This is a genomic window from Afifella aestuarii, assembly GCF_004023665.1.
Classification (GTDB): domain Bacteria; phylum Pseudomonadota; class Alphaproteobacteria; order Rhizobiales; family Afifellaceae; genus Afifella; species Afifella aestuarii.
Window position 1 is genome coordinate 1,008,430 of record NZ_SAUF01000001.1, and the last position, 25,712, is coordinate 1,034,141.

Genomic DNA, 25,712 nt, shown 5'->3' on the forward strand with positions numbered 1-25,712 from the left:
CCGATCAAAAGTGCGATCAGGGCGTGAGCTTGTGTCGGGCGAGTCGCTCGTAGAGCGGCAATGCCTCGGCCGCCACTTCCTTGAGCCCGTCATCTTCCAACTCCGGCAGCGGCGCCGGCGGCTGAAAGCCCGTCGAGCGATGCACTGCATCGTACCAATGCGCGGCCCAAACGCCGTCGCTGTCGCGGGGACCGGCCGGCCAGGCGAGCATTGCCGGAGAAAAATCGATCTCGAGAGCCGCGCAAAGGGCACGCAGCATCGCTTCCGGATTTGCGAGAAGATCGTCGGCGTCGACGACCGGAGGGATCCTTCCGCCCAATTCTGTCGCCAGGTGAAAAAGCTCATCCTGCTCGACGAATCCGATATCTGAAAGGCTCGGGCCAGCGCGCTTGCGGGCATAGGAAGCGAGCACGCGCGCCGGATGACGGATCAGGAACGCGTGGCGACAGCTGCGCATCCAATCGCGGCCGATCTCCGCGATCATGTGGTGCGTCATGTGCTTCTGGTAGAAGATACGGCTGCCAAACGGCGGCGCGCCCGCGAGGCGTTCCGCCACCTTTTGCCAATCGGCTTCATGGGCGGCACAGATTTCCTCGCGCATCGGATGATCGATGCCGGTCACCTTCAGCCATGCCGCATAGAACGGCTCGTCCCATACTTCGGTGTCGGGACGGTTTTCGAAGGCGCGCATCATCGCGGTCGAGATGTTGCGCGGGCCGGACCACATGGCGATGCGGATCGTCTCGTCGCTCTTCGCGGGCGAGGGTCTCTCAAACGCCATCACGGCACCTGGAATGCTGGAGAAATGGAGACCTGACCGCGGACTCGAACCGCAGATATTTGACGCTGCACCGCCAACGGGTACCCGTTCCCCCATCAGGTCGATGAGAGATTAGGCGAACACGAATGCGTGAGAAAACCATCACGTGCCGATGTGGTTAAAATCTTAGTCTTTGCCTTAGAGAGGGCTCAAGACAAGGGTGTGGCGAAGGCGCGGATGCGCTCGCGGTAGAGTTGCGTCAGCCGCGGCAAGAGCTTCGGCCTGTCGGGATGAAGCGTGCCGATCATCCGTCCGTCGACGGAGCGGACCGGGACCAGCCCGGCGAACGTGCCTGTGATAAAGGCCTCGTCGGCCCCATAGACGTCGGTCAGCGAAAAGCGCCTTTCATGTGCCGGGATGCCGGCCTCTCGGGCGGCTTTCAGCACCTGTCCGCGGGTGACTCCGCCGAGGCAGTAATCGCCCGTCGAGGTCCAGACCTCGCCGTTGCGGACGATGAAGAAATGCGTGGAATTGCAGGTGGCGACAAAGCCTGCCGGGTCGAGCATCAGCCCTTCATCCGCGCCGGCCTTGGCGGCTTGAATGCATGCAAGGATGCAGTTGAGCTTGGAATGGGAATTGATCTTCTGGTCCTGCTCGGCAGGCCCCGTGCGCCGCACATGAACGGTGAAAAGCGTGACGCCTTCGCCTGCGATTTCAGGCTTCGGGTTTTTGTATTCGGGAATGACGACGATCGTGGGTGCGCCGATCGTCATGCGCGGATCCTGATAAGGGGTGCGCTTCACGCCGCGCGTGATCATCAGGCGCACATGCACGCCGTCGCGCATGTCGTTGGCGGCGAGGCATTCCATCACCCGGGCGGTGAGGCCGGCGCGATCGAGCCCGATATCCATGTCGAGCGCCGCAGCGCCCTCAAACAGGCGGTCGAGATGCTCGTCGAGGAAGGCGATGCCCCCGTCGGTGACGCGCAGGCCTTCCCAGACGCCGTCGCCCAGGATGAAACCGGAATCGAAGACGGAGACGACCGCCTTGTCTCGCGGCAAGAGTTCGCCGTTGACCGAGATCAGGATCTCGGCGTTGCGCGGATCGTCTTCGTATTCGTGGGTGCCTGTCGCCATTTCGCCGCCCGATCACTGGAGATTTCAATGAAACCATTCCGGCAAAGCCGGGGTGCGGGCGGCTGTCAAGGGCAAGTGGGGGCGAAGCCCCGCTAGAGGCGGGACATCAATTGCGGTATTGCTGAATTCGGGTCGTGCGCAGCCCAGCAAGGCCGTGAGACTCGATCGACATCTGCCAGGAGAGAAACTCCTCGACTGTCAGCGTATAGCGCGAGCAAGCTTCATCGAGGCTCAATAAGCCGCCGCGGACGGCGGCAACAACCTCAGCCTTGCGGCGGATTACCCAGCGCTTGGTATTGGGGGGTGGAAGATCAGCAATCGTGAGCGGGCTTCCATCCGGTCCGATAACGTATTTCACTCTCGGTCGGACATGCTCGGCCATGGCAGACTCTTATACAAACTCACCAACTGAGCTCGTTATAAGGTGGCACGGCTTAACAAGCGTCTAACCATCCGTAACGGAAATCTTAAGCGCAACCGGGGCATTTTTTTAGAAACCGCGGGCGCTTGACAGAACGTCGCAAGCACTGCAACCAAAGCCCATGCTGGACATCGATCTTGAGCTGCCAGGCCCGCGCAGCAAAGCCCGCGTCCTCGTCGCTATGTCCGGCGGGGTCGATTCCTCCGTTGCTGCCGCGCTCGTCAATGCGGCGGGCTACGAAACCATTGGCGTGACCCTGCAACTCTATGATCATGGGGCGGCGATCCATCGCTCCGGGGCCTGCTGTGCGGGGCAGGACATTCACGACGCCAAACGTGTCGCCCAGGCGCTCGGCATCGCTCATTATGTTCTCGATTATGAAAGCCGTTTCCGCGAGGCGGTGATCGAGCCTTTTGCGGCGAGCTATCTGTCGGGCGAGACGCCGGTGCCCTGCGTCGCCTGTAATCAGTCGGTGAAATTCTCCGATCTCCTCGACACAGCCCGCCAGCTTGGGGCCGCCGCCATGGTGACCGGCCATTATGTGCGCACCCGCTCCGTTGGAGGCCGGCGTGCGCTTTTCCGGCCTGTCGATGCGGACCGCGACCAGAGCTACTTCCTTTATGCGACGACGGCCGAGCAGCTCGACTTCCTGCGCTTCCCCCTCGGCGATTTCACCAAGCCGGAGGTGCGGGCGCTGGCGGCCGAGATCGGTTTGAGCGTCGCAGAGAAGAGCGACAGTCAGGATATCTGCTTCGTGCCACAGGGACGCTACAGCGACGTCATCGAAAAGCTGAAGCCCAACGCGGCCGACGAGGGCGATATCGTGCATATCGACGGGCGGGTGCTCGGTCGCCATCGGGGCATCATGCATTACACCGTCGGCCAGCGGCGCGGGCTCGGGATTTCGGCCGCCGAGCCGCTCTTCGTCGTGCGGTTGGATGCCGCGGCAAAGCGCGTGATTGTCGGTCCGCGCGAGGCTTTGGCGACCCGCCGCTTCCGGCTGCGCGATCTGAACTGGCTCGGGGATGGCGATCCCTCCGCCTGGACGGAAGGGCAGGAGGTCTATGCTCGCGTGCGCTCGACGCGTCCCCCGGTCAAAGCATCCGTTTCCGTGCAAGCCGGTGAAGCGTCTGTCATTCTCGAGGATAGCGAGATGGGCGTGGCGCCGGGGCAGGCGTGCGTCTTCTACGATCGAGATGCGTCCGATGCGCGTGTTCTGGGCGGTGGCGTGATCGCTCAGGAGACCACGAGCGAACAAGCCTGCGCCGCCTGAGCAGTCGCACGGCGGCTCAAAGCTGGTCGAACAGGCTTGCCACACCGGCAAAACCCCCGTCTTTGCTTGGAACTCCGCTCGCAGCGCCACGTTACCTGAGCGACCCAGCCAATCGATAGAAGGAGGCATCCCATGGCAGAGACGAATGTGCCCGGCGGCAAGAGCGAGACGGAACGCAAGGCCGATGAGACCAAGCGCAAGGCTGAAGACGTTCGCCACGACCTCAACGCCGAGTTCGAGATTCTGAAGGCGGATGTCGCCGAACTCAGCACCCGGATCTCAGACCTTTTGCGCACCGGCGCCCGCGAAGGAAAAGACATGTTGAACGAACGTGCCGATTATTACCGCCGCGAAGGCCGCAGGCGCGCCGACGCAGCCATGTCCGAAGCCGAGGCTCTGTCCGATGATCTGAGCCAGTCGATCAGTCGCAATCCCTTCACTGCCGTTCTCGTGGCGTTGGGGCTGGGCTTTCTCGTCGGCGCCATTTCCCGGCGCTAGTCTTCATGCTCAGGCTGCTTTCTTCGATCAGCTTTGCCTACGGCGCCGCAAATCTGCGGCGCCGTATCCGCGTCATGGCGCGGCAGGCTATTCTCATGGCGGTCGGCGCCGTCATTCTGCTTTACGCGCTCGGTTTCGGGCTGGTGACGCTCCATATCTGGCTCTCCAGCATGTGGGGTTCGCTCGTGTCCGCCGGCGTGATCGGTGCCGTGCTTTTTGTCATCGGGCTTATCGTCCTGCTTCTGGCTCTGAGGCCTCACCGCGAGCAGGCGCGTTCTGTCGAACAGCCTCTCAACCAGATGAGCGCCACCGCGCACGATACCTATGACCGGATGCAGCGCTCGCTTCGCCAAAGCGGTTCGCCTCTTGCCAATCCGGTCGTGCAGGCGGCGGGCATCGCTCTCATCATCGGCGTCCTTCTCGGACGCCGGTAACCGTCCCGTGATCGCCTCGGCATGTTCCGAGCCGCGGAGACATGTTTCGGCCGCTCGTCTCTTTTCGAGGCGGGCGGTCTTTTTGATTGTGCGTCGGCGCCAGGGCTTCGGGAGCGGTGTGGCCTCGCGACAAGATCGCCGAGGTCTGAAAGCTCATCTGCCAAGGCTAGGGGCCTTAGGCCGCCCAGAAAAATGCTTTCCGATCTCTTGCCAGCTCTGAGATAGCCGGGGCCGGTCCGGTAACGTTCCTCTCATTTTCTCCGACTATAGTTCTCCGGCAGGCCGTGCTCAGGCCGGTCCGGAGGGGATACGATGCTTCACTCGAAGGCGCTGCCTGGCAGCGCGTCCGATGTGCCAATCGCAGAAAATCCAGCCGATGCCCGGCCGGAAGGATCCCGCTTTGGGCGGCACACCCAATTGCAGCGGGAGGACGATCTACCACGTGAGACGGAGACCCGTGGCGCGGAGATGCCCAATGCCGTTGCCGACAAGGTGACAGATCTTCTCGATTTTCGCCGTCGTGGCGCGGTGCGGCTGCAGACGGCGATCGACGCCCATCTGGTGGTTTCGGAAAACAGCATCTCACGCTGCATCATCCGTGACCTCTCCACCGCCGGCGCGCAGCTCGAGGTCGAGGAGGGCATCACGCCGGAGCGCGAGATGATCCTCGCCGTGCCTCAGGTGAATATCGCGATCGTTTGCGAGCTCGCGTGGCGGCGCGGCAAACGCATGGGCGTTCAGTTCTGCCGTGGGCGGATTCCAGCCGATAAGATCGCCGAGATGATGAAGCTCTGACGAGGACGCGTGCGGAGCACGCGTTCGCCCGTCAGGCAAGAAAACCGCCGGCTGCGCCCCCACCGCCCGCAGAGCGGCGGCCGCGGCCGGGAACCGTCCGTCATTTCCCCCATCAGGCTTGCGCGCGTCCTGCGTCACCTAAGTGGCGCACAGCGGCGTCTGATCTCTCTCCGTCATGCTTTCGGCGCGGTGCTCGTACCTCCAGACGATCGCATGCTCACCCCCATGCGGCGGTGCGGGGAAGCGCGCTGCGCCGCCGAAGGTCTTTGAAACCGGAGTCTTATTGTCTACTTTATGTCCGTTCAAAAGTGCGATCCTATTGTCAGGCGCTTGCGCAGAGAGGTTTCATGGCACTGAGGCATGGACAGGGTAGCGAAGCCGCGGAGGTGATTTCCGCCGACCGGGGGGCGAATGTCGTCGCCTTTCCCGCCTGCGAAGCCTTCGGCCCGAGGGCCTCGGATGCGCGCGGTCTGACGGAAGCGGAAGAGATCGAGCTCGATCGTCTGCGCTGGTTCGTCCTCAAAAGTCTTTTGTCCTCTCAAACCGATCTCGAACGCGCCTGTTTCGTGCTGGCCGCCGATCCGGACGCGTCGCTCGAACGCTTCGCGATCGCTTTTTTTCGGGCCATGTCGTCCAAGGCACGACGACAGCTCGTTTTCTACCGGCCGGGCACGCGCAATTTCTCCACCGACGAAGCCTGGCTTCTGCGACTAATGGGTGCATGGCGCTCAGGCGACGAAATGAGCGTTCGCGCGTTAATCGCCTGGAGGGTCAAGCCCGAGGGGCACCGCTGGCTGCGTTTCTTGTCGCGCGGGCTGGCATTTGCTCTCGTTGCGGAAACCCCTTGAAGCTGGAATGGGTCTGGCATAGTTTAGAGATATTCTAATTTAGGCAGACGCCGAATCGTACCGATGGAGGGCACAATGGGTCTGGTGGCAGCAAAAATTGAACCGAGCGCGAAACAGGACATCGTCGCGGGTCTCACGCAGAGTCTCGCGGAGACGGCTGTGGAAATGACGAAGGCGCAGAATTTCCACTGGAACGTCACAGGCATGGCTTTCGGCCCGCTGCATGAGCTGTTCCAGAAAATGTACGAAGATCACTTCGAGGCGATGGACGTGCTCGCCGAGCGGGTCAAGGCGCTCGATGAGCACGCGGAAGGCCGCTATTCGAAGTATCTGGAACGCAGCGCTGTGGAAGAGCATGACGGCCATGCGACCGATCGCGAGATGGTTGCCGCGCTCCTGGCCGACCAGGAAACGCTGTCGTCCACGCTCTCGGCTCTGTGCAGCGTATCGGAAAAGCACGGCGATTGGGCAACCAATGATCTCGCCACCGAGCGGGTGGCTGCGCACGACAAGTTCGCATGGATGCTGCGGGCTCATCTCGGCGAAAACGCCTGATCGGTTTCGAAGAAGGAGCCTTTACGGCTCCTCATGCGCTGATTGTTGTCAGGGGCTGGTGCAAACGCACCGGCCCCTGATGCGTTGTTGTCTCGTGATGTGCGCGAAGGAGTGTTCGCATGAGCAATCAGGGGTTTCATGGACATGCCGGCCGGCCAACATCCGAAGCGGGCAAGACGACGCGAGAGAGCAATGCGGACCGGCTCGCCGCGGAAAGGCTCGCGACGGAAAAGCTTGATCGCGAGCTCGACGAGGGGCTCGAGGAATCATTCCCCGCAAGCGATCCGCCGGCTCCGACGCAGCCGCACAAAGAGGTCGACGAGGATTGATTTCGGCGCCGGGGACACGGGTTTAGGACGAGGCGATCGAACGCCGCGCCCTTACCTCATGCGTCGACTGTGAGCTTGTCGAGCGGGCAGGGGACGCCCTGTTTTTCACATTTTCGACGGTAGGCGGTCGCCCAAAAGGGAAGGCCGCCCTGTTCCCTCAGTCTCTCCACCAAGGCCGTCAGGAACGCCTTCTTGTCTTCCTTGCTGTCGAGCCGCTTGAACGAGGCCTTGTCCTCTCGCGACATGCTGCAGCCGATGCAGCGGCCTTTGCGCTTGAATTTGCACACGTCAATGCACGGCGAGGGTGCATTCTTCCAAGTCTTGGTCATGCGGCTCTGGCGGTCTCGGTCAGTCAATGAGGGGCGTCTCGCAATCCTGCGAGCAATCTGAAACATTTGTCGAACGATCGACGACGTCAAGTGGGGAAGTTGTCCCGCACAATCCGTTTCAAAGGGCTGGCTTGGCCGCTGCCGATCATCTTGCCTCCGGCCGTTCCTCCTCTGAGCTGGAGAAGGTCACCGTCACGACCAAATGATCGGGGTCGTCTCGAAGCCTTATGATGGTCGTGTCCTGGCCGCAAAGCTCTCCGAGACTGGTGTCGCAGTGCGCCCGGCAGCACCCGTCTGACAGAAATTTAAGTCGCTCTTCCTATGTGCGGCGCGGTAACATGACATCTCTTGATGTGCCCGGTCGGCCCCCGCGTCGGCTGCTGAAAGGTCGCGACAGCGGAGCGCCTCTTTGTCCCTTGTGAAGCAGGTCATTTTCGTCGCTTTGATCGGAGCGGCCGCGTTGGCGGGCTATGCCGTCTTCGACACGTGGTTCAATGGGAGCCGCGGCAGCGAGGAGGCGCGGGCCGCGCGCGGCCCTGCGGCGATTGCAGTCGAGGTGGCACGTGCCAAGGCTGAGACGATCGAGCGTAGCTTTGATGCGGTGGGCTCCACGCGTGCCCGCCGTTCCGTCGAGATCGTTCCCCTCGCGTCAGGACGGATCACCGAGCTTTTCTTCGAAGCCGGCCAGAAGATTGAGGCTGGCGCGCCGCTGTTGACGCTCGACGACGATATCGAGGCGGCGGACGTCAAAGAGGCGGAAGCGAAACTGCGTGAGGCCGAGCTCGCATTGGAGCGGGCTCGCTCTCTGCACCAGTCGAACACGGTCACGGCCGCCACCGTCGAAACGCTGACGGCGGCGCGGGTCACCGCGGAGGCCGAGCTGGAGCGGGCCCGCCGCCGGTTTGCGGATCGGACCGTGCGGGCTCCGTTCTCCGGCATTGCCGGATTGCGCCGGATCGACCTTGGTGCGCGTGCCGACGACCAGACGGTGATCACCACGCTCGATGATCTCTCGTCCGTCGAAGTGGAATTCGCCCTGCCGGAAACTGCGTTCGGCGAGATCGAGACCGGGATGCCGATCTTTGCGCGCAGCGCGGCTTTCCCCGACAAGACCTTCTCAGGGAAGATCATCGCTATCGATAGCCGCATCGATCCGGCTTCGCGCGCCTTCAAGGTCCGGGCGTCCATCCCCAATGAAGATTTCGTTCTGCCGGCCGGCATGTTCATGACGCTGTCTGTGGTTCTCGACCGGCGCACCGGGGTGATGGTGCCCGAAGAAGCGGTGATGGTGGAGGGGGACGGCGCCTATCTGTTCGTGGCGGATGGCGAGACGGCGCGGCGCCGCGCCGTCGAATTGGGCCAGCGGCAAAGAGGGGCGGTCGAAATCTCCAAGGGGCTTGAGGACGGTGAAGCCGTCATCGTGCGCGGCGTGCAACGCCTGCGCGACGGGTCACAAATCCGCATCGTCGAAGATGCGGAGAATGGCAAGGCGGCCGCGGACGCTGACGGCATCGGATGATTCTCTCCGATATCAGCATCAAGCGGCCGGTTCTCGCCGCAGTCGCCTCGATCCTGATCGTGGTCTTCGGGCTGGCGGCGATTTTGAGCATTCCGATCCGGGAACTGCCCGACGTCGATACCGCCGTCGTAACCGTCACCACGTCTTACGCCGGGGCGGCGCCCGAAATCGTGGATACGGATATCACCGAGACGATCGAAGGGGCCGTCGCCGGCATCAGCGGCGTCAAATCGATCAGCTCCGAAAGCCGTCGCGGCCGCAGCCGCACCACCATCGAATTCGTCATCGGCCGCGACATCGACGAGGCGGCGAACGATGTCCGGAGCGCTGTTGCGCGCGTGCGCGGCGACCTGCCGGATGATGTCGACGAACCGCAGGTGGTCAAGAACGACGCCGATGCCGATCCCGTCATCCGCCTTGCGGTGACCGACCCCCATATGTCGTCGGCGCAGATCACCGACTATCTGCAGCGCTATCTCGTCGACAGGCTGGCGACGCTCGATGGGGTCGCCAATGTCGAAATTTTCGGTGAGCGCAGCTATGCGATCCGCATCTGGCTCAACCGCGAAGCGATGGCGGCGCGCAATCTCACCGTTGCCGACGTGGAAGATGCGATCCGCCGCAACAACGTCGAATTGCCGGCCGGAGATCTGGAATCCTCGCGTCGCCAGCTCGCCGTGCGGGTCGACAGTCGCGTCGCCGGCGTGGACGCCTTCTCGAACATCGTCGTGGACCGCATTGCCGGTTTCCCGGTTCGGCTGAAGGATATCGCGAAAGTCGAGCTCGGCGTGGAAGATGACACGACGCTCGTGCGCCTCAACGGCGTGGAGGCGGTCGGTCTCGGCATTTCGCGTCAATCCCAGGCCAATACGATCGCCATCTCGCGGGCCGTGGCCGCCGAGCTGGAGCGCATCCGCCCGACGCTGCCGGAGGGGATGGAGATCACCGTCGGGTCCGACGATGCCGTCTTCATTCAGGCGTCGATCCGCGAGGTTTTGATCGCGCTCGTGATCTCTCTCGTCCTCGTCGTGCTGGTCATTCTGGCATTCCTCTTGTCGGTACGCGCGACGCTGGTGCCGGCCGTCACCATTCCGGTGTCGTTGATCGGCTGCTTCATTCTCATTTCGGCGCTCGGCTTTTCCATCAACGTCTTGACGCTGCTCGCCCTCATTCTCGCGATCGGGCTCGTCGTCGACGACGCGATCGTGGTTTTGGAAAACATCCAGCGGCGTATCGACGAGGGCGAGACGCCGATGGTGGCGGCGTTTCTGGGCTCAAGGCAGGTGACGTTTGCCGTTCTCGCGACCTCGCTCACGTTGATCGCGGTCTTCATCCCCATCTCCTTTTTGCAGGGGCAGGCGGGGCGGCTCTTCACCGAATTCGGCTTCGTCATGGCGAGTGCCGTGGCAATCTCCACCTTCGTTGCTTTGACACTGTGTCCCGTCCTCGCCTCGCGGCTCCTGAAGCGACATCGGCATCCGGCGGGCCAGGATGACAGCGGTCGGCCTTCGAGGTTCAGGCGTGGCTATGAAGGTCTGCTGCGGCGGGCGCTCGGCATGCCGCTCGTCGTGATCTCCGTCGCTCTCGTCGTCGCGGGAGGAGGCATATTTCTCTATCAGGAGCTGCCGCGAGAGCTGACACCCAAAGAGGATCGCGGCGTCATCTTCGTTCCGCTGACCACGCCGCAGGGGTCCACCACCGCCTATACCGACGGCGAAGTGCGCGTTTTGGAGCGGGAGCTCGAGCCGCTCCTTCAAGGCGCCGACGTGCGCTCGGTGTATTCGATCGTCGGGTCCTGGGGCCGTCCGTATCGTGCGTTCGTGCTGGTGCGTCTGGCTCCCTGGGAGGAGCGTGAGCGCGGCCAGGCGGAGGTGCAGCGCGACATCATTCCGGCAGTCGGCAAGGTGATCGGAGCGACCGGATTTCCGGTGACGCCCGCGGGCCTCGGTCTTCGCGGTAGCAGCACGCCGCTGCGCGTGGTCGTGGGTGGCCCCGACTTCGAGAGCGTGAAGGAATGGGCCAATACGCTCCTGGACAAGGCGCGGCAGAACGAGGGGCTGCGCAATGCCGAGCTCGATTTCGAAGAAAATCAGCCGCAGGCCGACATTCGCATCGACCGCGAGCGCCTGGACGATCTCGGCGTCAGCGTCCAGACGGTCGCGCAGACGCTGCAGACCATGTTCGCCTCGCGCGAAATTTCCGACTGGGTCGACCGTGGCCGCGAATATCCCGTGATCCTGCAGGCGCGCGAGGAAGATCGACGCGTGCCTTCCGATATCGGCAACATCTTCATGCGCGCCGGGGACGGGGAGAATCTCTTCCCCTTGTCATCGGTCGTGACCGTCAAGGAAGCCGCGGCCGCACCGGAGCTGCGCCGATACAATCGCCTGCCGTCCATCACATTGGAGGCGGCGCTTGCAGAAAACTACGACCTCGGCTCCGCCATCGATTTCATCCGCGAGGCGGCCGCGGAAAGCCTGCCGCCGGAAGCCCAGATCGCGTTTGCCGGCCAGTCGCAGCAATATCTCGAAACATCGAGCGGCGTGGCCGTCACCTTCGGTCTCGCGATCCTCATCGTGTTTCTGGTTTTGGCGGCGCAGTTCGAGAGCTTCGTCCATCCGCTCGTGATCATGCTCTCGGTGCCGCTCGCCTTCGCCGGGGCGATCTACGCGCTCTATTTCGCTGGGCTCTCGCTCAATATCTACAGCCAGATCGGCATCATTCTGCTGGTCGGCTTGATGGCGAAGAACGGGATTCTGATCGTCGAGTTCGCCAATCAGCTGCGCGACGAGGGAATGGAGGTGCGCGAGGCGGTGATCGAAGCGTCGATCCTGCGCTTTCGCCCGATCATCATGACCGTGATTTCGACCGTGCTGGGGGCCGTACCGCTGGTGCTGGCATCCGGCGCCGGAGCCGAAAGCCGCAGCGCGATCGGCGTCGTCATCGTCGGGGGGCTGATGCTCGCGTCGCTTCTGACGCTCGTCGTGACGCCCGTGCTCTACGATCTTCTGGCGCGGTTCACCGAGCCGAGGGGCGCGGTCGAGAAGCGGCTCGCGGCGGAGTTACCGTCAGGCGGGCGCCGCACGTAACGCCCGCTCGCAGTCGTTCATCCAGAGAGGTGAAGGGTCTAGGTCGACAGCATCCCGGGGATATCGACACCCATCGTCAGACGATCGATCTCGTCACCTGCGTCGCCGCTGTGCCCTGGATTGCGCAGCATCAGGTCTTCGAGCGTGTGCTGGTCGAGAACTTCCGTAAAGGCTCCGAGCGCCTGGCTGAAGATCCGGTTGACCGGCGACAGCGGTCGGATCGAACAGTCAATCGTTTCGCCGAAGCAATCGGCCTCGACACTCGTCGCCTCCGTGAGGCGCACGACATCGCCGAGATGGATCTCAGCGGGCGTGCAGGCGAGACGCACGCCGCCTGTGCGGCCGCGCATGGTCTTCAAGAACCCGCCCTGCACCAGGAGCGCGACGAGCTTGGCGACATTGTGCTCCGTGATGAGCGTCGCGCGCGCGATCTCTCCGGCATTCGTCTGGCGTCCGAGACGCGCGCAGTGCAGCAGAATCCGCAGTGCCTGACTGGTCTGTTTCGTGAGCCGCATGGAATTGCGCTCCTAGATGTTTGGCACGTCCGGATTCGGGACGGACATGCTCCTGCCTGCAATATGCCTTCGGCCCGAAGAGCGTCAACGGGTGCGTCAAAATACCGTGCCGATAAGTTGTGAAAACAGCGTGCTTTAACGCAGACGGTGCAGCGCCGTGGCGAGGTTCTCTTCCATCTGTCCCAGAACGGCGGCGGCGCTGTTGAGAGCTTCCGGTGAGAAGTCGCGCGTGGCGATCTCCGCGAGCCGTTTCCAGACGGCATCGATGGTGCTGAGCGTCGCTTCGCCGTCGCGGCTCAGGCGCACAACGCTTCTCCGGTGATCGGAACGGTGGTTGTCGCGCTCGATCAGGCCGCCCGCTTCGAGCCGCTCGAGCATCTTGCTGACCGTCGGCGGACGAACACGTAAATCCCTGGACAGGGAGGAAGGGGAGTGTTCGCCATTCCCATACAAAGCGCGCAGAAGCTGGTCCTGGCCGGGATGAATGCCGATCTCAGCCAGTTCGATGCCGAGAAGAGCGCGGCAGAGTTTGGCGGCTTCGACGAGCCTCAAGACGGCTTCAAGGCGAAGGTCGTCGGGGCCACGGGCGGCGCTGGAATTCGATGCCGTCTCTGGAGGACGGTCGTCATGATCGGATGCTTGCATTCACGCTTGGAATTGTCGGGTGCCGCGTCATCCTCGGTGATGTCGTGGCGGTCCGCAGCGTGCATTAAAGTGCTTTAATTCCCATCTGCGGTCACGCGGCTAACGGCTCGGGAACCAGCTCGTGTCGATCTCGTAATAGTGGTCGGCGAAATCGGTCAGCTCCGTCGCACGCTCTTCGTTGGGAAACGAGATGCGATGTCCGTCGCGGGCGATGAGCCCATCCTCCCTGAGCTGCTTCAGCGCGTTGCTGACGGAAATGTTGCTGAGGCCAACCATGTCGCCGATGACCTCCTGCTGCAGAGGCAGCTCGAATCCATCGGCGGAGGAGGGCTCCATGATCCGCAGGCGCGCCCGGCATTGCAGAAGAACGAGAAGCACCCGCGAGGCCGCCGGCATGCGACCGGTGGCTCGCAGGCGGTCGAGAACTGCCGCATGGTCGATCATGGCGAACGTGTAGAAGAGCGCCGTGAGCTTCGGAGAATTCGAGAAGACCCCATGGAGGCCTGATTTCGGGAACGGGCAGATGGTGGCATCCGTCGCCGCCGCGATGCCGTAGGTGCTCTCGGCGAACGCGACCTGGTTGGTGCCGACAGCGTCGCCCGGAAAATGCAGGTCGAGGATCTGACGGCGGCCGTCTGGCGTGTGGACGAAGGTGTAGACCCAGCCAGAGTCCAGAACGAAAAGACGGTTCGTCTCGCCTTCGTCCACCAGTGTCTCGTGCCGCCGGACCGTGCGGCTTTCTCGCTCCAATTCACTGAGCAGACGTCTCTCGGCATCGCTCAGGGGGATGTAATGCGATATCTTGCGGACCAGACAGCTTTCGTCCCCGTGCACGATCCTTATTCCCTTCTACCGGCCAGGCTGTTGAGGCGAGGCAGCGCCCGTTAGGCTTGCCGTTCACATGAACTTGGTCATGTTGCCCTTGTCTGCGGAGCTGTGCGTGCTTCAAAGACGCGAACAAACAACCTAGATCTATTCGATGGTCGATTCTTCTAGCACGGTTTGATGTTCGCCACTCAGTCGTACAATTCTCGGCGGATCTCCTTCTTCATGCCCCCGCCCGTTCGATAGGTGACGCCAGCGTGCCGCTTTCCAGGCTTCTTTACGAATCTCCGGCTTCCCAGGAACCGTCCCCATCCCCGCCGAGCCCTTCTCTGGCCCGCACCGCGGCGCTCGTCGGTGTGCTTGGCGCCTTCATCGTGCTCGCTGCGGTCGCGTCGATCTCCTACCTGCAGTGGCGCGATTTAACGGAGAACACGCGCAGTGCCACGGCGAGCTCCGCGTTTTTTCTGGCCGATCACGCCGCCAGGCTTTTTGAGGTTTCCGATCTTGCGCTGAGGAAGGCCGTCGATGCCATCGGGGAGCGCAATTGGGACGAGATCGAAGCCTCGCGGCCGCTTTTCGAAGAGCTGACCGAGCTGCGTGCCGATCTGCCCTATGTCGATGAATTGTGGGTCAATGACAGCACGGGCGACCTGCGCCTCACCACCTTTGGTTTTCCGGCGCCGCAGGCCAATCTCTCTGACCGTGATGTGTTTCAGGCCCACCAGGCGGAGGACGCCGGTCTCTTCGTCGGCCAGCCGATCATCGGACGCGTAACGGACAGGCCGACCTTCCTCGTCAGTCGCCGGCTCGGCGGGGATGAATTCAAAGGCATCGTGTCGGCGAGCCTCGCGCTCGACTATTTCAACACCTTCTGGAAACGCATCCCGCTGCCGCCCGATGCCCGGGTCGCGCTCTTCCGTAAGAGCGATCAGGCGGTCCTGGCACGTTTTCCGCAAACTCCGGCTGAGACCGCGCCGCTCCCCTTCAACGCGGCACTCGAAGAGATGCTTGCGGAAAACCCGGAGGAGGGGAGCTACACCAACCTGGCGCAGGAAAAGGACGTCAGGTTCGGCTCCTATCACCAGGTCGGCAATCTGCCGATTTACGTTCGTGTCAGCGTGCCGCGGGAGGCACTCTCCTCATTGTGGTTGGAGCAGGCTCAGCCGAACGCGTTCTTCGCGCTTGCGGCAATTCTGTCGCTGATCGCTTTGACCGCCTTCGCTCGCCATCAGGCCCGGCGCGAGGACGAAAGCAGAGCCTTCCTGAAAGACGAGGTGGCGCGGCAAACGGTGGCGCTGCGGGAAGAAACCCAGGCGCTCGAGGCGCTCAACGGCGCGAGCCGAATCCTTTCCGCTGAGCTCGATCCTGGCCGCGCAATCCGCACCATCGTGCAGGCGAGCGTCGTGATGAGCGGGGCGCGTGCGGGCGCCTTTCTGCCGGCTGATCAGAGGCGGGTGGACAGAAACGAGAGCGATCGTATCGTTGTCCGTAGCGAGGACTTTCGCCCCGGTTTTCTGAGCTTTGTCTCCGAACATCGGGGCGAGCTTCTGCGTTCCGGTCACAATATCCTGCGGGTCGACGAAACCGCTGAGTGGACGCAGGAGCGTGAAGTATCCGGCGTCGGCAGCTTTCTTGCCGTGCCGATCATCTCCCGCTCGGGCGAAGTGCATGGCGAGCTGTTTTTGGCCCATTCGAACGCGCATGCGTTCGGGACGCGGGCGGAACGGTTGTCTGTGGGGCTCGCCGCCCAGGCCGCAATTGCGATCGACAACGCCAATCTCTTCGAGGCCGCGCAGAAGGAAATCGCGGCCCGAAAGGAAACCCAGGTGAAGCAGGAGCTCTTGATCCGCGAGCTCCATCACCGGGTGAAGAACACTCTGGCGGTCGTCCAGGCAATCGCCGGTATGACGGCACGTTCGGCCGAGGATATGAGTGCCTTCAACGATGCCTTCGCGGGTCGATTGTCGTCTCTCGCCTCCACACATACCCTTTTGACAGAATTTGCCTGGCAGAAAGTGCCTCTCGGGGATCTCATCCGCGGGCAGCTCGAGCCCTATCCAGAGCGCGTTCACCTCGAAGGGCCGAATCTTGAGCTGGCGGCGGCACAAGCCGTCCCGATCGGCATGGCCATCCACGAGCTCGCCACCAACGCGATCAAATATGGCGCGCTTTCAAAGGCCGAGGGTCATTTGTCCGTCGTCTGGCGGGTCGAGGAGGACAAAAGCGGAGACACGCGCGGAACTTTGTTCCTGGAATGGCGCGAAAGCGGGGGCCCTCCCGCCGTCTCTCCGGCGCGACGCGGCTTCGGCTCGCGGCTGTTGAGCGATGTCTTAAGGGTGCAGCTTCGTGCCCGCACGGAGACCCGTTTCGAACCGGAAGGCCTCGTGTTCGAGCTTGAAGTTCCCATTGCGCCGCTCGTCGTGTCCGACTACCCTGGCTCAGCCGTCGAGGAGAGCGCTCAGGCGTGACCCGTCCCGTTGCGACGGGAACAAAGGACGGTTTTCCAAAAAATGTCTTCTCGCCGGAACCACTTTCGTTCCGTCGCGTTAAATCCAGGCTGCGTATTGCCGTTTGCCAGCAGAAGACGTTTTTGCAGGAGAAATAGCTCGTATGCCCGCCATTTGTGCAGGAGAGAAAGCGGCGCCTCTCCGCGATTGTCAGATCCTACTGGTTGAAGACGAAGCTTTGGTTGCGATGGACCTTGCCTACGAGCTCGAGAAGGCCGGGGCCGAGGTGACCTTTGCTTCCACGCTCGCGGAGGCGCTTGCCATTGCCAATAGCAACGATCCTCCCCACTCCGCGGCGGTTCTCGATATCAATCTGCGCGGTGAAGAGGTTTATCCGGCGGCCGAACGGCTCGCCCAAACTGGCGTGCCCTTCCTGTTTTGCACGGGGCACGGCAAGCTCGAGGACGTGGCGCCTCGCTTTCCGGATGCGCCGGTGCTGAACAAGCCGATCATCGGGCGCCAGCTCGTTTGCGCACTCGCTGCACTTCTTCCTTGAGGCATCCTTCGCTGAGGCGCCATTGAGGGGCAGACCTGCTAGCGCTTCTTCGCGGTTCCCCCACTCTCTTCACCTGGCCTTGCCTGCGTGTACCCGCCAAATGGCTCCGTTCGCTTCGTCCGTCAGGAGGTAGAGCGCGCCATCCGGCCCTTCGGCGACATCGCGGATGCGTTGGGAACGTTCGTGCAGGAGACGTTCCTCGTGGGCCACTTTCTCGCCGTCCAGCTCCAGGCGAACGAGGGCTTGTGAGGCGAGGCCCCCGACGAAAATGTCCCCTTGCCATTCGGGAAACATGTCTCCCTCGTAAAAGATCATGCCGGAGGGGGCTATCACCGGTGTCCATTGATAAAGCGGATCGACCATGCCTTCCGCCTGCGCCTTGCCGGAGCCGACGGGTGTGCCGTTGTAATTGACGCCATAGGAGATGACGGGCCAGCCGTAATTCTCGCCTGGGCGGGCAATGTTGAGCTCGTCGCCGCCCTTCGGGCCGTGCTCGATCTCCCAAAGCTCGCCCGTCTCCTGATTGAGCGCGGCCGCCTGGACGTTGCGATGCCCGTAGGACCAGATCTCCGGGCGCGCATCATCGCGGCCGACATAAGGGTTGTCGTCCGGAATCGAGCCGTCCGGGTTGAGGCGCACGATCTTGCCGAGATCGGAATCGAGCTCCTGCGCCTGGCCGCGGAACGCCCTCGAAAAGCGCTCTCCAAGTGTCACGAAGAGATGGCCTTCGCGGTCGAAGACGAGGCGCGAGCCATAATGGGCGGAGCTTGCGACTTTGGGCTCTTGCGAGAAGATCACCTCGACATTCTGCATCTCCGTCCTGTCGTCGGAGAGTTCGCCGCGGGCAACGGCCGTCGAGGTCGTGCCGCCGTCACCGGGTTCCGCATAGCTCCAATAGACGAGGCGGTTCTCTTCAAATTCGGGATCGAGGGTGACGTCGAGAAGTCCGCCCTGGCTGCGATTGTCGACCTCGGGCAGGCCAGAAATCGGCTCCGATACGTCTCCGGCGGGCGTGACATGACGCAGGTTTCCGGAGCGTTCTGTCACCAGCATCGAACCATCGGGCAGGAAAGCGAGCCCCCAGGGATGGGACAGGCTCTCCGTCACGGTTTCTACGGCAATGTTCGGTCCCTCCGTCGAAAGCGCCTCCTGGGCAAGGCTGGTGCTGGCGAGGAGCGTCGCTGCGAGAATTCCGCCTGTCCCCAAGAACATGCCTCTGGTCATGATGATCCTCCGAAAGCTGCGCCGGCGGGCTTAGACCCGGCTCTGCGAACCAATCGGCAGTGGGAAACTCAGTTCCCGTTGCGGGGCGAGGACGGGATAACGTTCGCTTGAAAATTCAGAGAGAAGCGCTGCGCTTTGCGATGAAGCGCTGAGCTTCGCGATTTTGCGGGCGCCTGTCTCTCGAAAAACTGCCGCGATGCGCAAAGACGTCGCGGATTGGTCGGCGTCTCTCACTCTCTCGCATCATCCCGGCGCCCGCAGCGCCCGCGTTCGCCGCGGAGGGCTTTGGAGCCCGGCGTATCCCCCGTGGAACACAAAAGAATTTCCGACCGGCTCGGGTGAATTTCGAGCGCTCCTGCGACATGATCGGAAGGCATTCTGGGCGGACGATCCGACAAGAGGATCGACGCCTGAAGGAAGACGGTCGGGCGAGGCTTCCTCGCTGGGTTTTTGACCTTTGCGCCAGGTTCTCTAAAACCAGAGGCAACGTTTCATTCTTATTCCTCAACCAGCAGAGAAAATTTCATGTGCGGCATTTGCGGCGAAGTGAGCTTCACCGGCTCGCAGGCCGATCCTTCAGCGATCGGACGTATGCTCGACGTCCTCTCCGCCCGCGGTCCCGATTCCTCCGGGGCCGTCATTCGAGGCCGTGTCGGCCTCGGGCATCGCCGGCTCCAAATCATCGATCTGTCGGCACGCTCCGAACAGCCACTCGTCGATTCCGATCTCGGTCTGTCGATCGTCTTCAACGGCTGCATCTACAATTACCAGGAGCTGCGCACCGAGCTTCAGGCGAAGGGCTATCGGTTCTTCTCCTCCGGTGACACGGAAGTGATCCTCAAGGCCTGGCATGCCTGGGGCGAGGACTGCGTCAACCGCTTCCACGGCATGTTCGCCTTCGCCATTCATGAGCGCGAAAGCGGCCGGGTGGTGCTGGCGCGCGACCGTTTCGGCATCAAGCCGCTCTATCTTTCGGAGACGAACGGCACGCTGCGTTTCGCCTCGTCGCTGCCGGCGCTCGTCAAGGCGGGTGGTGTCGACACAACGATCGATCCCGTGGCGCTGCAATTCTACATGTCGTTCCATGCGGTCGTGCCCGCGCCCTACACCATCCTCAAGGGCGTGCGGAAACTCGCGCCCGCCACGATCCGCGTGATCGAGGCTGACGGGACGAGCCGTGAGAAGGTCTATTGGGATCCGCGCTACGAACGCTCCAGCGAAGAGGTGACGCGCTCCTTCGGCGAATGGCAGGAGATGGTGCTCGATGCGCTGCGGACGGCCGTCGACCGCCGCATGGTCGCCGACGTGCCTGTCGGCGTGCTGCTTTCGGGTGGCGTCGATTCCTCGCTGATCGTCGGGCTTCTCGCCGAGGCCGGGCAGAAGGATCTGATGACCTTCTCGATCGGCTTTGAGGAGGCGCACGGCGAGAAGGGCGACGAATTCGTCTATTCCGACATCATCGCCAAGCATTTCAACACCGACCATCAAAAGCTCTTCGTGCCGTCTTCCGACCTGTTGAAAGAGCTGCCGGGCGCGATTTCGGCGATGTCGGAACCGATGGTCTCCTACGACAATATCGGTTTCTATCTCCTGTCGCGGGAGGTCGCGAAGCACATCAAGGTGGTGCAATCCGGACAGGGCGCCGACGAGATCTTTGGCGGCTATCACTGGTATCCGCCGCTCGCGCATTCGAACAATCCGGCCGCCGATTACGCCAAGGTCTTCTTCGACCGCGACCACGACAAGCTCGGCCAGCATCTGTCGCCCGATTGGATGGCTGCCAAGGACGAGGCGCGTGCCTTTGTTGAGGCGCATTTCAACAAGGCCGGGGCGGAAGATCCCGTCGACAAGGCGCTTCGGCTCGATTCCACCATCATGCTCGTCGACGATCCGGTGAAGCGGGTCGACAACATGACGATGGCTTGGGGGCTGGAGGCTCGCGTCCCCTTCCTCGATCATGAGCTTGCCGAGCTCGCCGCGCGGATTCCGCCGGAGCACAAGCTTGCCGATGGCGGCAAAGGCATCCTCAAGGCGGTGGCACGCGAGGTCGTGCCGAAAGAGGTGGTGGATCGCGAAAAGGGCTATTTCCCGGTTCCGGCGCTCAAATATATCGCCGGCGATACGCTCGACATGGTGCGCGACACGCTGACGAGCCAAGCCGCCCGTGAGCGTGGTCTTTTCCGCAGCGATTATCTCAACGCGCTCTTCGATGATCCGAGTGCCCATATCACGCCGCTCCGTGGGTCGGAGCTCTGGCAGGTGGGGCTCCTGGAGCTCTGGCTGCAGAACCACGAGCTTTAACAGGGGGCTGTCATGTCACGCCGACCGGACAAGAAGGGCCAGGGCAAACGCGCCAATGTCGTTGGCCACAGGCTGTTGCGCATGCGCGAGCAGGGCACGCGGCCGCATCTCGAGCAGGATAGCGAGCGGCCGCATCCCAATGCGGTGATCGATTGTGGCTGGGGGCGGATCCTCTTCACGCAGACATTCGAGACGAGTGAGGCGATGATCGACAAGCTCGGGGCCGAGGGCCCCGACCGGCGCGATATCGCCTTTTATGTGCGCGACCCGCATGTCGTGCTCGCGGCGGCTCCGAACGAGCTCTTCCTCGATCCCTCGCACACGTACCGGCTCGATCTCACCACCTACCGGGCGAAATGGCGCAAGCTGCCCGGTTTTTTCGTGCGGCGGCTGACTTCTCTGGCCGATGCGGAGACGGTCAACCGTATCTATGCGAGCCGCAACATGGTGCAGGTGAACCCGGAGTTTTTCTGGTCGAACCGAGACAGCCGCGCGCTCACCTATTTCGTCGCGGAGGACGAGGCGACGGGCGAGGTGATCGCCACCGTCACCGGCGTCGATCACCAGCGGGCCTTCAACGATCCCGAGCGTGGCTCCTCGCTTTGGTGTCTCGCCGTCGATCCGCAGGCGCCTTACCCGGGCATCGGCGAGGCGATGGTGCGCCGGCTCGCGGAGCATTATCAGGCACGCGGGGCGGCCTTCATGGATCTCTCCGTCCTGCACGACAACGACAAGGCGATCAATCTCTACGACAAGCTCGGCTTCCGGCGCATCCCGATCTTTGCGGTGAAGCGCAAGAACCCGATCAACGAGAAGCTCTTTTCCGGCCCCGACCCGGCCGAGAACCTCAACCCCTATGCCCGGATCATCGTCGATGAAGCGCGGCGGCGGGGCATCGATGTCGAGGTGATCGACGATCAGGCGGGCTTCTTCCGGCTCTCGTCCGGCGGACGGTCCGTGCGTTGTCGCGAGAGCCTGTCAGAGCTCACGAGCGCGGTCTCCATGTCGCTTTGCGATGACAAGTCGGCGACTCGTCGTATCGTGGAAAAAGCCGGGGTGAAGGTGCCAGCCCAGATGGAGGCCGGCGAGGAGAAGGAGCTCGAAGCTTTCCTCGCCGAGCACAAGAGCGTCGTCGTCAAGCCGGCGCGCGGTGAACAGGGGCGGGGCGTCGCCGTCGATCTCGACACGCTCGATGACGTCAAGGCCGCGATCGAAGAGGCAAAGAAATCCGCCGACCGGGTGGTGCTGGAATCTTACTTCTCCGGCACCGATCTCCGGCTGATCGTCATCAATTTCCGGCTCGTCGCCGCAGCAATCCGCGTTCCTGCGCAGGTGGTGGGCGACGGCAAGAGCAGCGTGCGCGACCTGATCGTCAAGCAGAGCCGACGGCGTGAAGCGGCGACCGGCGGAGAATCGAAGATCCCGCTCGACGGAGAGACGGAACGCTGCATCGCCCGCAATGGCTTTTCTCTCGATTCCGTCCTGCCGGAGGGCGAGACGCTGCAGGTGCGGAAATCCGCCAATCTGCACACCGGAGGCACCATTCACGACGTCACGGCGGCCGTGCATCCGACGCTCGTCGAGGCCGCGATTTCGGCCGCCCGTGCCATCGACATTCCTGTGGTCGGCATCGATCTGATGGTGACGGCGCCGCATCTGCCGGAATATGTCTTCATCGAGGCGAATGAGCGACCGGGCCTTGCCAATCACGAACCGCAGCCGACCGCGCAGCGCTTCGTCGATCTTCTGTTTCCGCTCTCGATGCCCGCCTCCGTCAGAATGGCGCAGGAAAGGAAGGGATGATGACGCGGCTCGCGATCGATACGGACTACCTGGCCGATTGGCTGGCGCGGCTTTTAGCGACGCCGAGCCCGACCGGATACACCGACACGATCGTGCGCGATTGCTGTGCGGAGCTGGAGAGGCTCGGCGTCGGCTACGAGATCACGCGCCGGGGCGCCATTCGTGCCATCTATCAGGGCTCCCGCCGCAAGGCGGCCCGCGCCATCGTCGCCCATCTCGATACGCTCGGCGCCCAGGTGAAGGGGCTCAAGGAGAACGGTCGTCTGGAACTCGTGCCCGTTGGCCATTGGTCGGCGCGGTTTGCGGAAGGGGCGCGGGCGACGATTTTTACCGATCACGGTTCCTATCGCGGCACGATTTTGCCGCTGAAAGCCTCGGGGCATACCTTCGCCGATGAGGTCGACACCCTGCCGGTCGGTTGGGATTACGTGGAGCTTCGCATCGACGCGCCGGCGACCGACAAGCCGTCGCTTGAAAAACTCGGTGTGGAGGTCGGCGATATGGTGGCGATCGATCCGCAACCCGAATTCGTCGAAAACGGCTTCATCGTTTCGCGCCATCTCGACAACAAGGCGGGCGTTGCAGTCATGTTTGCGGCACTCGAAGCGATGGTGAAGGAAGATGCGATCACGCCGGTCGACATCCACTTCCTCTTGACCATCGCCGAAGAGGTAGGCGTGGGCGCCTCTGCCATCCTCTCCCACGACGTCGCCTCGATGGTGGCGGTCGACAACGGCACGACGGCTCCCGGCCAGAACTCTTCGGAATTCGGCGTCACTGTCGCCATGGCCGACCAGACCGGCCCGTTCGACTACCATCTGACGCGCAAGCTCGCGCGTCTCTGCCTGGAAAACGACATCCGCTACCAGAAGGACGTTTTCCGCCATTACCGCTCCGATTCGGCCTCTGCGATCGAATCGGGCGCCGATGTGCGTACGGCGCTCATCACCTTCGGCGTCGATGCGAGCCACGGCTACGAGCGCATCCACATGCATGCGTTGCGGTCTCTCGCAGAACTCATCACCGCCTATGTGACGAGCCCCGTCGAGATCCAGCGCGACAGCAAAGAGCTCGGCAGCCTCCAGGGCTTTACCACCCAGCCGACCGAGGACGAGGCGGCCGAGGAGGCGAAGGACGAACCTGTCGTGCTGTGACACTTTGCGCCGGTAGGCGGCTTCGTCGATCGTCCCGTGGCGCTTGACCCGCTTCCCTGTGAAGGCGCGATATCGCGTTCTTTAGGAAGGGATGCGACATGACAAAGAAATCTCATGAAGCGGAGGCTGCAGCGGATCGCTGCTGCCAGGACCAGGCTGCCGGTGAGCATGAAGGCTGCGGCTGTGGCGGCAAAGGCCACGGCAAGCACAAGGAGCACGGGGACCACAAGCACGGCTCGTGCGGCTGTGGCGGCCACGGCCATAAGCACGCGCATGGGGCGGGCGAGGGCGGTTGCGGCTGCGATCATTAAGACCGGCTTTTATCGCTTGGCGCGGAGCTTGGCCGGGGGTGAGGACGCTGCATTTTGAAGCGGCGTCCTAAAGGCGATTGAAAAGGCGGGCGCCGGTTCTTGTGCCGGCTGCCCGCTCCTCAGACGCCCCGCACAAGCGGGGCGCGCCCTCAACCTCGTAGATATTCAGTGCGACATCAAAATCGGAACCGTCATCTGGTCGATGATCGATTGCGTGGCGCCGCCGAAGACGGTCTCGCGCAGACGCGAATGGCCGTAGCAGCCCATGATGATCAGATCCGCGCCGAGGTCGGTCGCGCGGTTCAGGATTTCTCCGCCGACCGAGGTGCGGTCCGGCCGTGCCGTCATGTTCTCGACGTCGAGACCGTGGCGCGACAGCGTGCGTGCAAGCGCATCGCCCGGCACCAATCCCTTGCCCGGCTCATTGTGGCCGGCCTCGACACAGAGGATGTACACCTTGGCACCCTTCTGGATGAGCGGAAGGGCGTCGAAAGCCGCACGGGCCGCCTCGCGGCTGCCGTTCCAGGCGATGAGGACCGTATGGCCGACATCGGTGTACTCGCCCGAGGTGGGGACCACCAGGACGGGCCGACCGGCCCCGAGCACCAGATCCTCCGGACGGTAGTAGGAGGGGAGCTCTTCGGCCGCCTGCGCCGTCACCACGAGATCTGCATTGCGGCAGGTGCGGCAGGCGAGCTGCGTCGCGTTGACGTCGCGCGCATCGAGCTGAAGCCAGGAATTCGCGATCGTTTCCGCCGCGGCTGCGCGATTGAAGGCCGCTCCGATCTCTTCCGCCAGCTGATTGTCGCGCTCCATCTGCATGGACAACCATTCTCCGCCGAGCGGGTCGACGACGTCCGGCGGAATGCGCGGGATCAAATGCAGGCCGACGATGTGAGCAGAATGATCGCGCGCAATCGGCACCGCGACATTCATGAGGCGCGGGATGACATCCACCGTCGGAAGGTGGATCATAATCGTTCCGAGAGGATAACGGCTGCTCACGGCTCTTTCCTTTCAAACGCGTGGAGGAAGGCAGGGGCAGGGTTTAACCAACAGTCTATTATAGAACCTAGCGCCGAATTGCCGCGTTGATCAGGATCAAGCCCCCCTGGAATTGAGGCGTTTTCATCGCTAAGACTGCGGTATGATGAAGCTGGTGCCAATCGCCCCCCTTGAGACGGATCCCGTGCCCGATCTTTGCCGGGCATGCAAGGCTCGAAACAGGGGGATCTGCGGCGCGCTCAACGCATCGCAGCTGTCGGAGCTGACCCGCCGCGCTCACAGGCAGGTGGTCGAGCCGGGAAAGACCCTACTCGATGCCGAGCAGCCGACATCCAACTATTCCAATGTGCTCGCGGGTGTCGTGAAACTGTCAAAAATGCTGCCGGATGGACGGCAGCAGATCGTCGGTCTTCAGTTTGCGCCAGATTTCGTCGGCCGCCCGTTCTCGCCGGAGAGTTCGCTCAAGGCCGAAGCGGTGACCAGCACGGTTCTGTGCACCTTCCCGCGGCAGCTTCTGGAGCGGATGATCAGCGAATCACCGGAGCTGGAGCATAAGCTCTACCTTCAGGCGCTCGATGAACTCGATGATGCGCGCGATCTTCTCCTCACGCTCGGCCGCAAGACGGCGCGTGAGCGGGTTGCGACGTTCCTTCTGATGATTGCGCGCCATTCTCCGCATGCCGATGACAGCGAGGAAGGTGGTACCGGCTTCGAACTGCCGCTGACGCGCGCCGAAATCGCCGACTTCCTCGGGCTCACCATTGAAACCGTGAGCCGGCAATTGACCAAGTTGAAGGGCTCCGACGTGATCCGCGTGGAGCAGAACCGGCGCATCCGTGTCCCGGATATGGAGCTCCTGACAGCTGAAACGGGCGACTAAGCTCAGGCTTGGTCCGCCCGCTACTTGCTAAAAACTGCACAGGGACGTTTCAAAAAGTGC

Annotated in this window: 25 protein-coding genes; 16 read left to right on the top strand and 9 right to left on the bottom strand. The window is 62.8% G+C overall.

Translation table 11 applies throughout. The features are described 5' to 3' along the window. Positions 1-16 precede the first annotated feature (16 nt). From EO094_RS04665 to sciP, 3 genes are all read right to left on the bottom strand, one after another. Positions 17-781 carry a sulfotransferase-like domain-containing protein gene (locus tag EO094_RS04665; protein ID WP_205649820.1) on the bottom strand — a complete coding sequence of 255 codons (765 nt, stop codon included), beginning with the start codon at positions 779-781 and terminating at the stop codon, positions 17-19. 188 nt (positions 782-969) lie between these two features. After that, on the bottom strand, positions 970-1,896 hold the full coding sequence (locus EO094_RS04670; protein ID WP_128291103.1) for an aminotransferase class IV: 927 nt from the start codon (positions 1,894-1,896) through the stop codon (positions 970-972). Between the two features lie 106 nt (positions 1,897-2,002). After that, the gene (gene sciP / locus EO094_RS04675) at positions 2,003-2,278 is read right to left on the bottom strand and encodes a CtrA inhibitor SciP (protein WP_092815821.1); all 276 of its coding nucleotides are present in this window, start codon (positions 2,276-2,278) and stop codon (positions 2,003-2,005) included. 160 nt (positions 2,279-2,438) lie between these two features. Between sciP and mnmA the strand changes: the two genes are divergently transcribed. The 7 genes from mnmA (at position 2,439) to EO094_RS04710 (ending at position 7,049) form a co-directional block, all read left to right on the top strand. After that, the gene (gene mnmA, locus EO094_RS04680; protein ID WP_128291104.1) at positions 2,439-3,590 is read left to right on the top strand and encodes a tRNA 2-thiouridine(34) synthase MnmA; all 1,152 of its coding nucleotides are present in this window, start codon (positions 2,439-2,441) and stop codon (positions 3,588-3,590) included. Positions 3,591-3,722: 132 nt separating this feature from the next. Next, positions 3,723-4,088: an ElaB/YgaM/YqjD family protein gene (locus EO094_RS04685; protein ID WP_128291105.1), complete on the top strand. Its 366-nt coding sequence runs from the start codon at positions 3,723-3,725 to the stop codon at positions 4,086-4,088. A gap of 5 nt (positions 4,089-4,093) precedes the next feature. Further along, positions 4,094-4,522, top strand: coding sequence for a phage holin family protein (locus EO094_RS04690; RefSeq protein WP_128291106.1), 429 nt, complete (start codon positions 4,094-4,096; stop codon positions 4,520-4,522). 312 nt (positions 4,523-4,834) lie between these two features. After that, a complete protein-coding gene (locus tag EO094_RS04695; RefSeq protein WP_128291107.1) occupies positions 4,835-5,317 on the top strand; it encodes a PilZ domain-containing protein in 483 nt (160 codons plus the stop codon). Between the two features lie 347 nt (positions 5,318-5,664). Further along, positions 5,665-6,165, top strand: coding sequence for a hypothetical protein (locus tag EO094_RS04700; RefSeq protein ID WP_128291108.1), 501 nt, complete (start codon positions 5,665-5,667; stop codon positions 6,163-6,165). A gap of 75 nt (positions 6,166-6,240) precedes the next feature. Then, a complete protein-coding gene (locus EO094_RS04705; RefSeq protein WP_128291109.1) occupies positions 6,241-6,720 on the top strand; it encodes a Dps family protein in 480 nt (159 codons plus the stop codon). Between the two features lie 119 nt (positions 6,721-6,839). After that, positions 6,840-7,049: a hypothetical protein gene (locus EO094_RS04710; protein ID WP_128291110.1), complete on the top strand. Its 210-nt coding sequence runs from the start codon at positions 6,840-6,842 to the stop codon at positions 7,047-7,049. A gap of 56 nt (positions 7,050-7,105) precedes the next feature. Here EO094_RS04710 and EO094_RS04715 read toward each other — a convergent pair whose 3' ends face one another. Continuing rightward, complete coding sequence (locus EO094_RS04715) at positions 7,106-7,468, bottom strand: DUF1289 domain-containing protein (protein WP_246008361.1); 363 nt, start codon at positions 7,466-7,468, stop codon at positions 7,106-7,108. A gap of 328 nt (positions 7,469-7,796) precedes the next feature. Here EO094_RS04715 and EO094_RS04720 point away from each other — a divergent pair, with 328 nt between their 5' ends. Both EO094_RS04720 and EO094_RS04725 read left to right on the top strand, forming a co-directional pair. Continuing rightward, entirely contained in the window at positions 7,797-8,897 is a 1,101-nt protein-coding gene (locus tag EO094_RS04720) for an efflux RND transporter periplasmic adaptor subunit (protein ID WP_246008425.1), read from the top strand. After that, positions 8,894-11,986 (top strand): efflux RND transporter permease subunit, encoded by a 3,093-nt coding sequence (locus EO094_RS04725; protein ID WP_128291112.1) that lies wholly within the window; start codon positions 8,894-8,896, stop codon positions 11,984-11,986. Before EO094_RS04720 ends, EO094_RS04725 begins: the two co-directional genes overlap by 4 nt. A gap of 38 nt (positions 11,987-12,024) precedes the next feature. Here EO094_RS04725 and EO094_RS04730 read toward each other — a convergent pair whose 3' ends face one another. The 3 genes from EO094_RS04730 to EO094_RS04740 form a co-directional block, all read right to left on the bottom strand. Then, positions 12,025-12,501 carry an RrF2 family transcriptional regulator gene (locus EO094_RS04730; RefSeq protein WP_128291113.1) on the bottom strand — a complete coding sequence of 159 codons (477 nt, stop codon included), beginning with the start codon at positions 12,499-12,501 and terminating at the stop codon, positions 12,025-12,027. A 135-nt stretch (positions 12,502-12,636) separates the two neighbouring features. Continuing rightward, positions 12,637-13,146: a MarR family winged helix-turn-helix transcriptional regulator gene (locus tag EO094_RS04735; RefSeq protein WP_128291114.1), complete on the bottom strand. Its 510-nt coding sequence runs from the start codon at positions 13,144-13,146 to the stop codon at positions 12,637-12,639. A 99-nt stretch (positions 13,147-13,245) separates the two neighbouring features. Continuing rightward, complete coding sequence (locus tag EO094_RS04740; RefSeq protein ID WP_281275228.1) at positions 13,246-13,980, bottom strand: Crp/Fnr family transcriptional regulator; 735 nt, start codon at positions 13,978-13,980, stop codon at positions 13,246-13,248. A gap of 248 nt (positions 13,981-14,228) precedes the next feature. Between EO094_RS04740 and EO094_RS04745 the strand changes: the two genes are divergently transcribed. Then, positions 14,229-16,439, top strand: a complete 2,211-nt coding sequence (locus EO094_RS04745) for a sensor histidine kinase (RefSeq protein ID WP_128291116.1) — start codon at positions 14,229-14,231, stop codon at positions 16,437-16,439. A gap of 142 nt (positions 16,440-16,581) precedes the next feature. Next, entirely contained in the window at positions 16,582-16,974 is a 393-nt protein-coding gene (locus EO094_RS04750; protein ID WP_128291117.1) for a response regulator, read from the top strand. 69 nt (positions 16,975-17,043) lie between these two features. On the opposite strand, the gene EO094_RS04755 is transcribed toward EO094_RS04750, so the two are convergent. Further along, a complete protein-coding gene (locus tag EO094_RS04755; protein ID WP_128291118.1) occupies positions 17,044-18,198 on the bottom strand; it encodes a PQQ-dependent sugar dehydrogenase in 1,155 nt (384 codons plus the stop codon). A gap of 525 nt (positions 18,199-18,723) precedes the next feature. On the opposite strand from EO094_RS04755, the gene EO094_RS04760 reads away from it, so the two are divergent. The 4 genes from EO094_RS04760 to EO094_RS18530 all read left to right on the top strand — a co-directional run bounded on the left by EO094_RS04760 (position 18,724) and on the right by EO094_RS18530 (position 23,767). Next, complete coding sequence (locus EO094_RS04760; RefSeq protein ID WP_128291119.1) at positions 18,724-20,499, top strand: N-acetylglutaminylglutamine amidotransferase; 1,776 nt, start codon at positions 18,724-18,726, stop codon at positions 20,497-20,499. Between the two features lie 12 nt (positions 20,500-20,511). Continuing rightward, positions 20,512-22,302, top strand: coding sequence for an N-acetylglutaminylglutamine synthetase (ngg, locus tag EO094_RS04765; protein WP_128291120.1), 1,791 nt, complete (start codon positions 20,512-20,514; stop codon positions 22,300-22,302). Next, positions 22,302-23,456 (top strand): osmoprotectant NAGGN system M42 family peptidase, encoded by a 1,155-nt coding sequence (locus EO094_RS04770; protein ID WP_128291823.1) that lies wholly within the window; start codon positions 22,302-22,304, stop codon positions 23,454-23,456. The genes ngg and EO094_RS04770 overlap by 1 nt, the downstream gene beginning before the upstream one ends. A 98-nt stretch (positions 23,457-23,554) precedes the next feature. Then, positions 23,555-23,767, top strand: coding sequence for a hypothetical protein (locus EO094_RS18530; RefSeq protein ID WP_205649821.1), 213 nt, complete (start codon positions 23,555-23,557; stop codon positions 23,765-23,767). 165 nt (positions 23,768-23,932) lie between these two features. Here the strand turns inward: EO094_RS18530 and EO094_RS04780 are convergent, their stop codons facing one another. Then, entirely contained in the window at positions 23,933-24,742 is an 810-nt protein-coding gene (locus EO094_RS04780; RefSeq protein WP_128291121.1) for a universal stress protein, read from the bottom strand. Positions 24,743-24,914: 172 nt separating this feature from the next. Here EO094_RS04780 and EO094_RS04785 point away from each other — a divergent pair, with 172 nt between their 5' ends. Continuing rightward, on the top strand, positions 24,915-25,652 hold the full coding sequence (locus tag EO094_RS04785; protein ID WP_128291122.1) for a Crp/Fnr family transcriptional regulator: 738 nt from the start codon (positions 24,915-24,917) through the stop codon (positions 25,650-25,652). Positions 25,653-25,712: the final 60 nt, after the last annotated feature.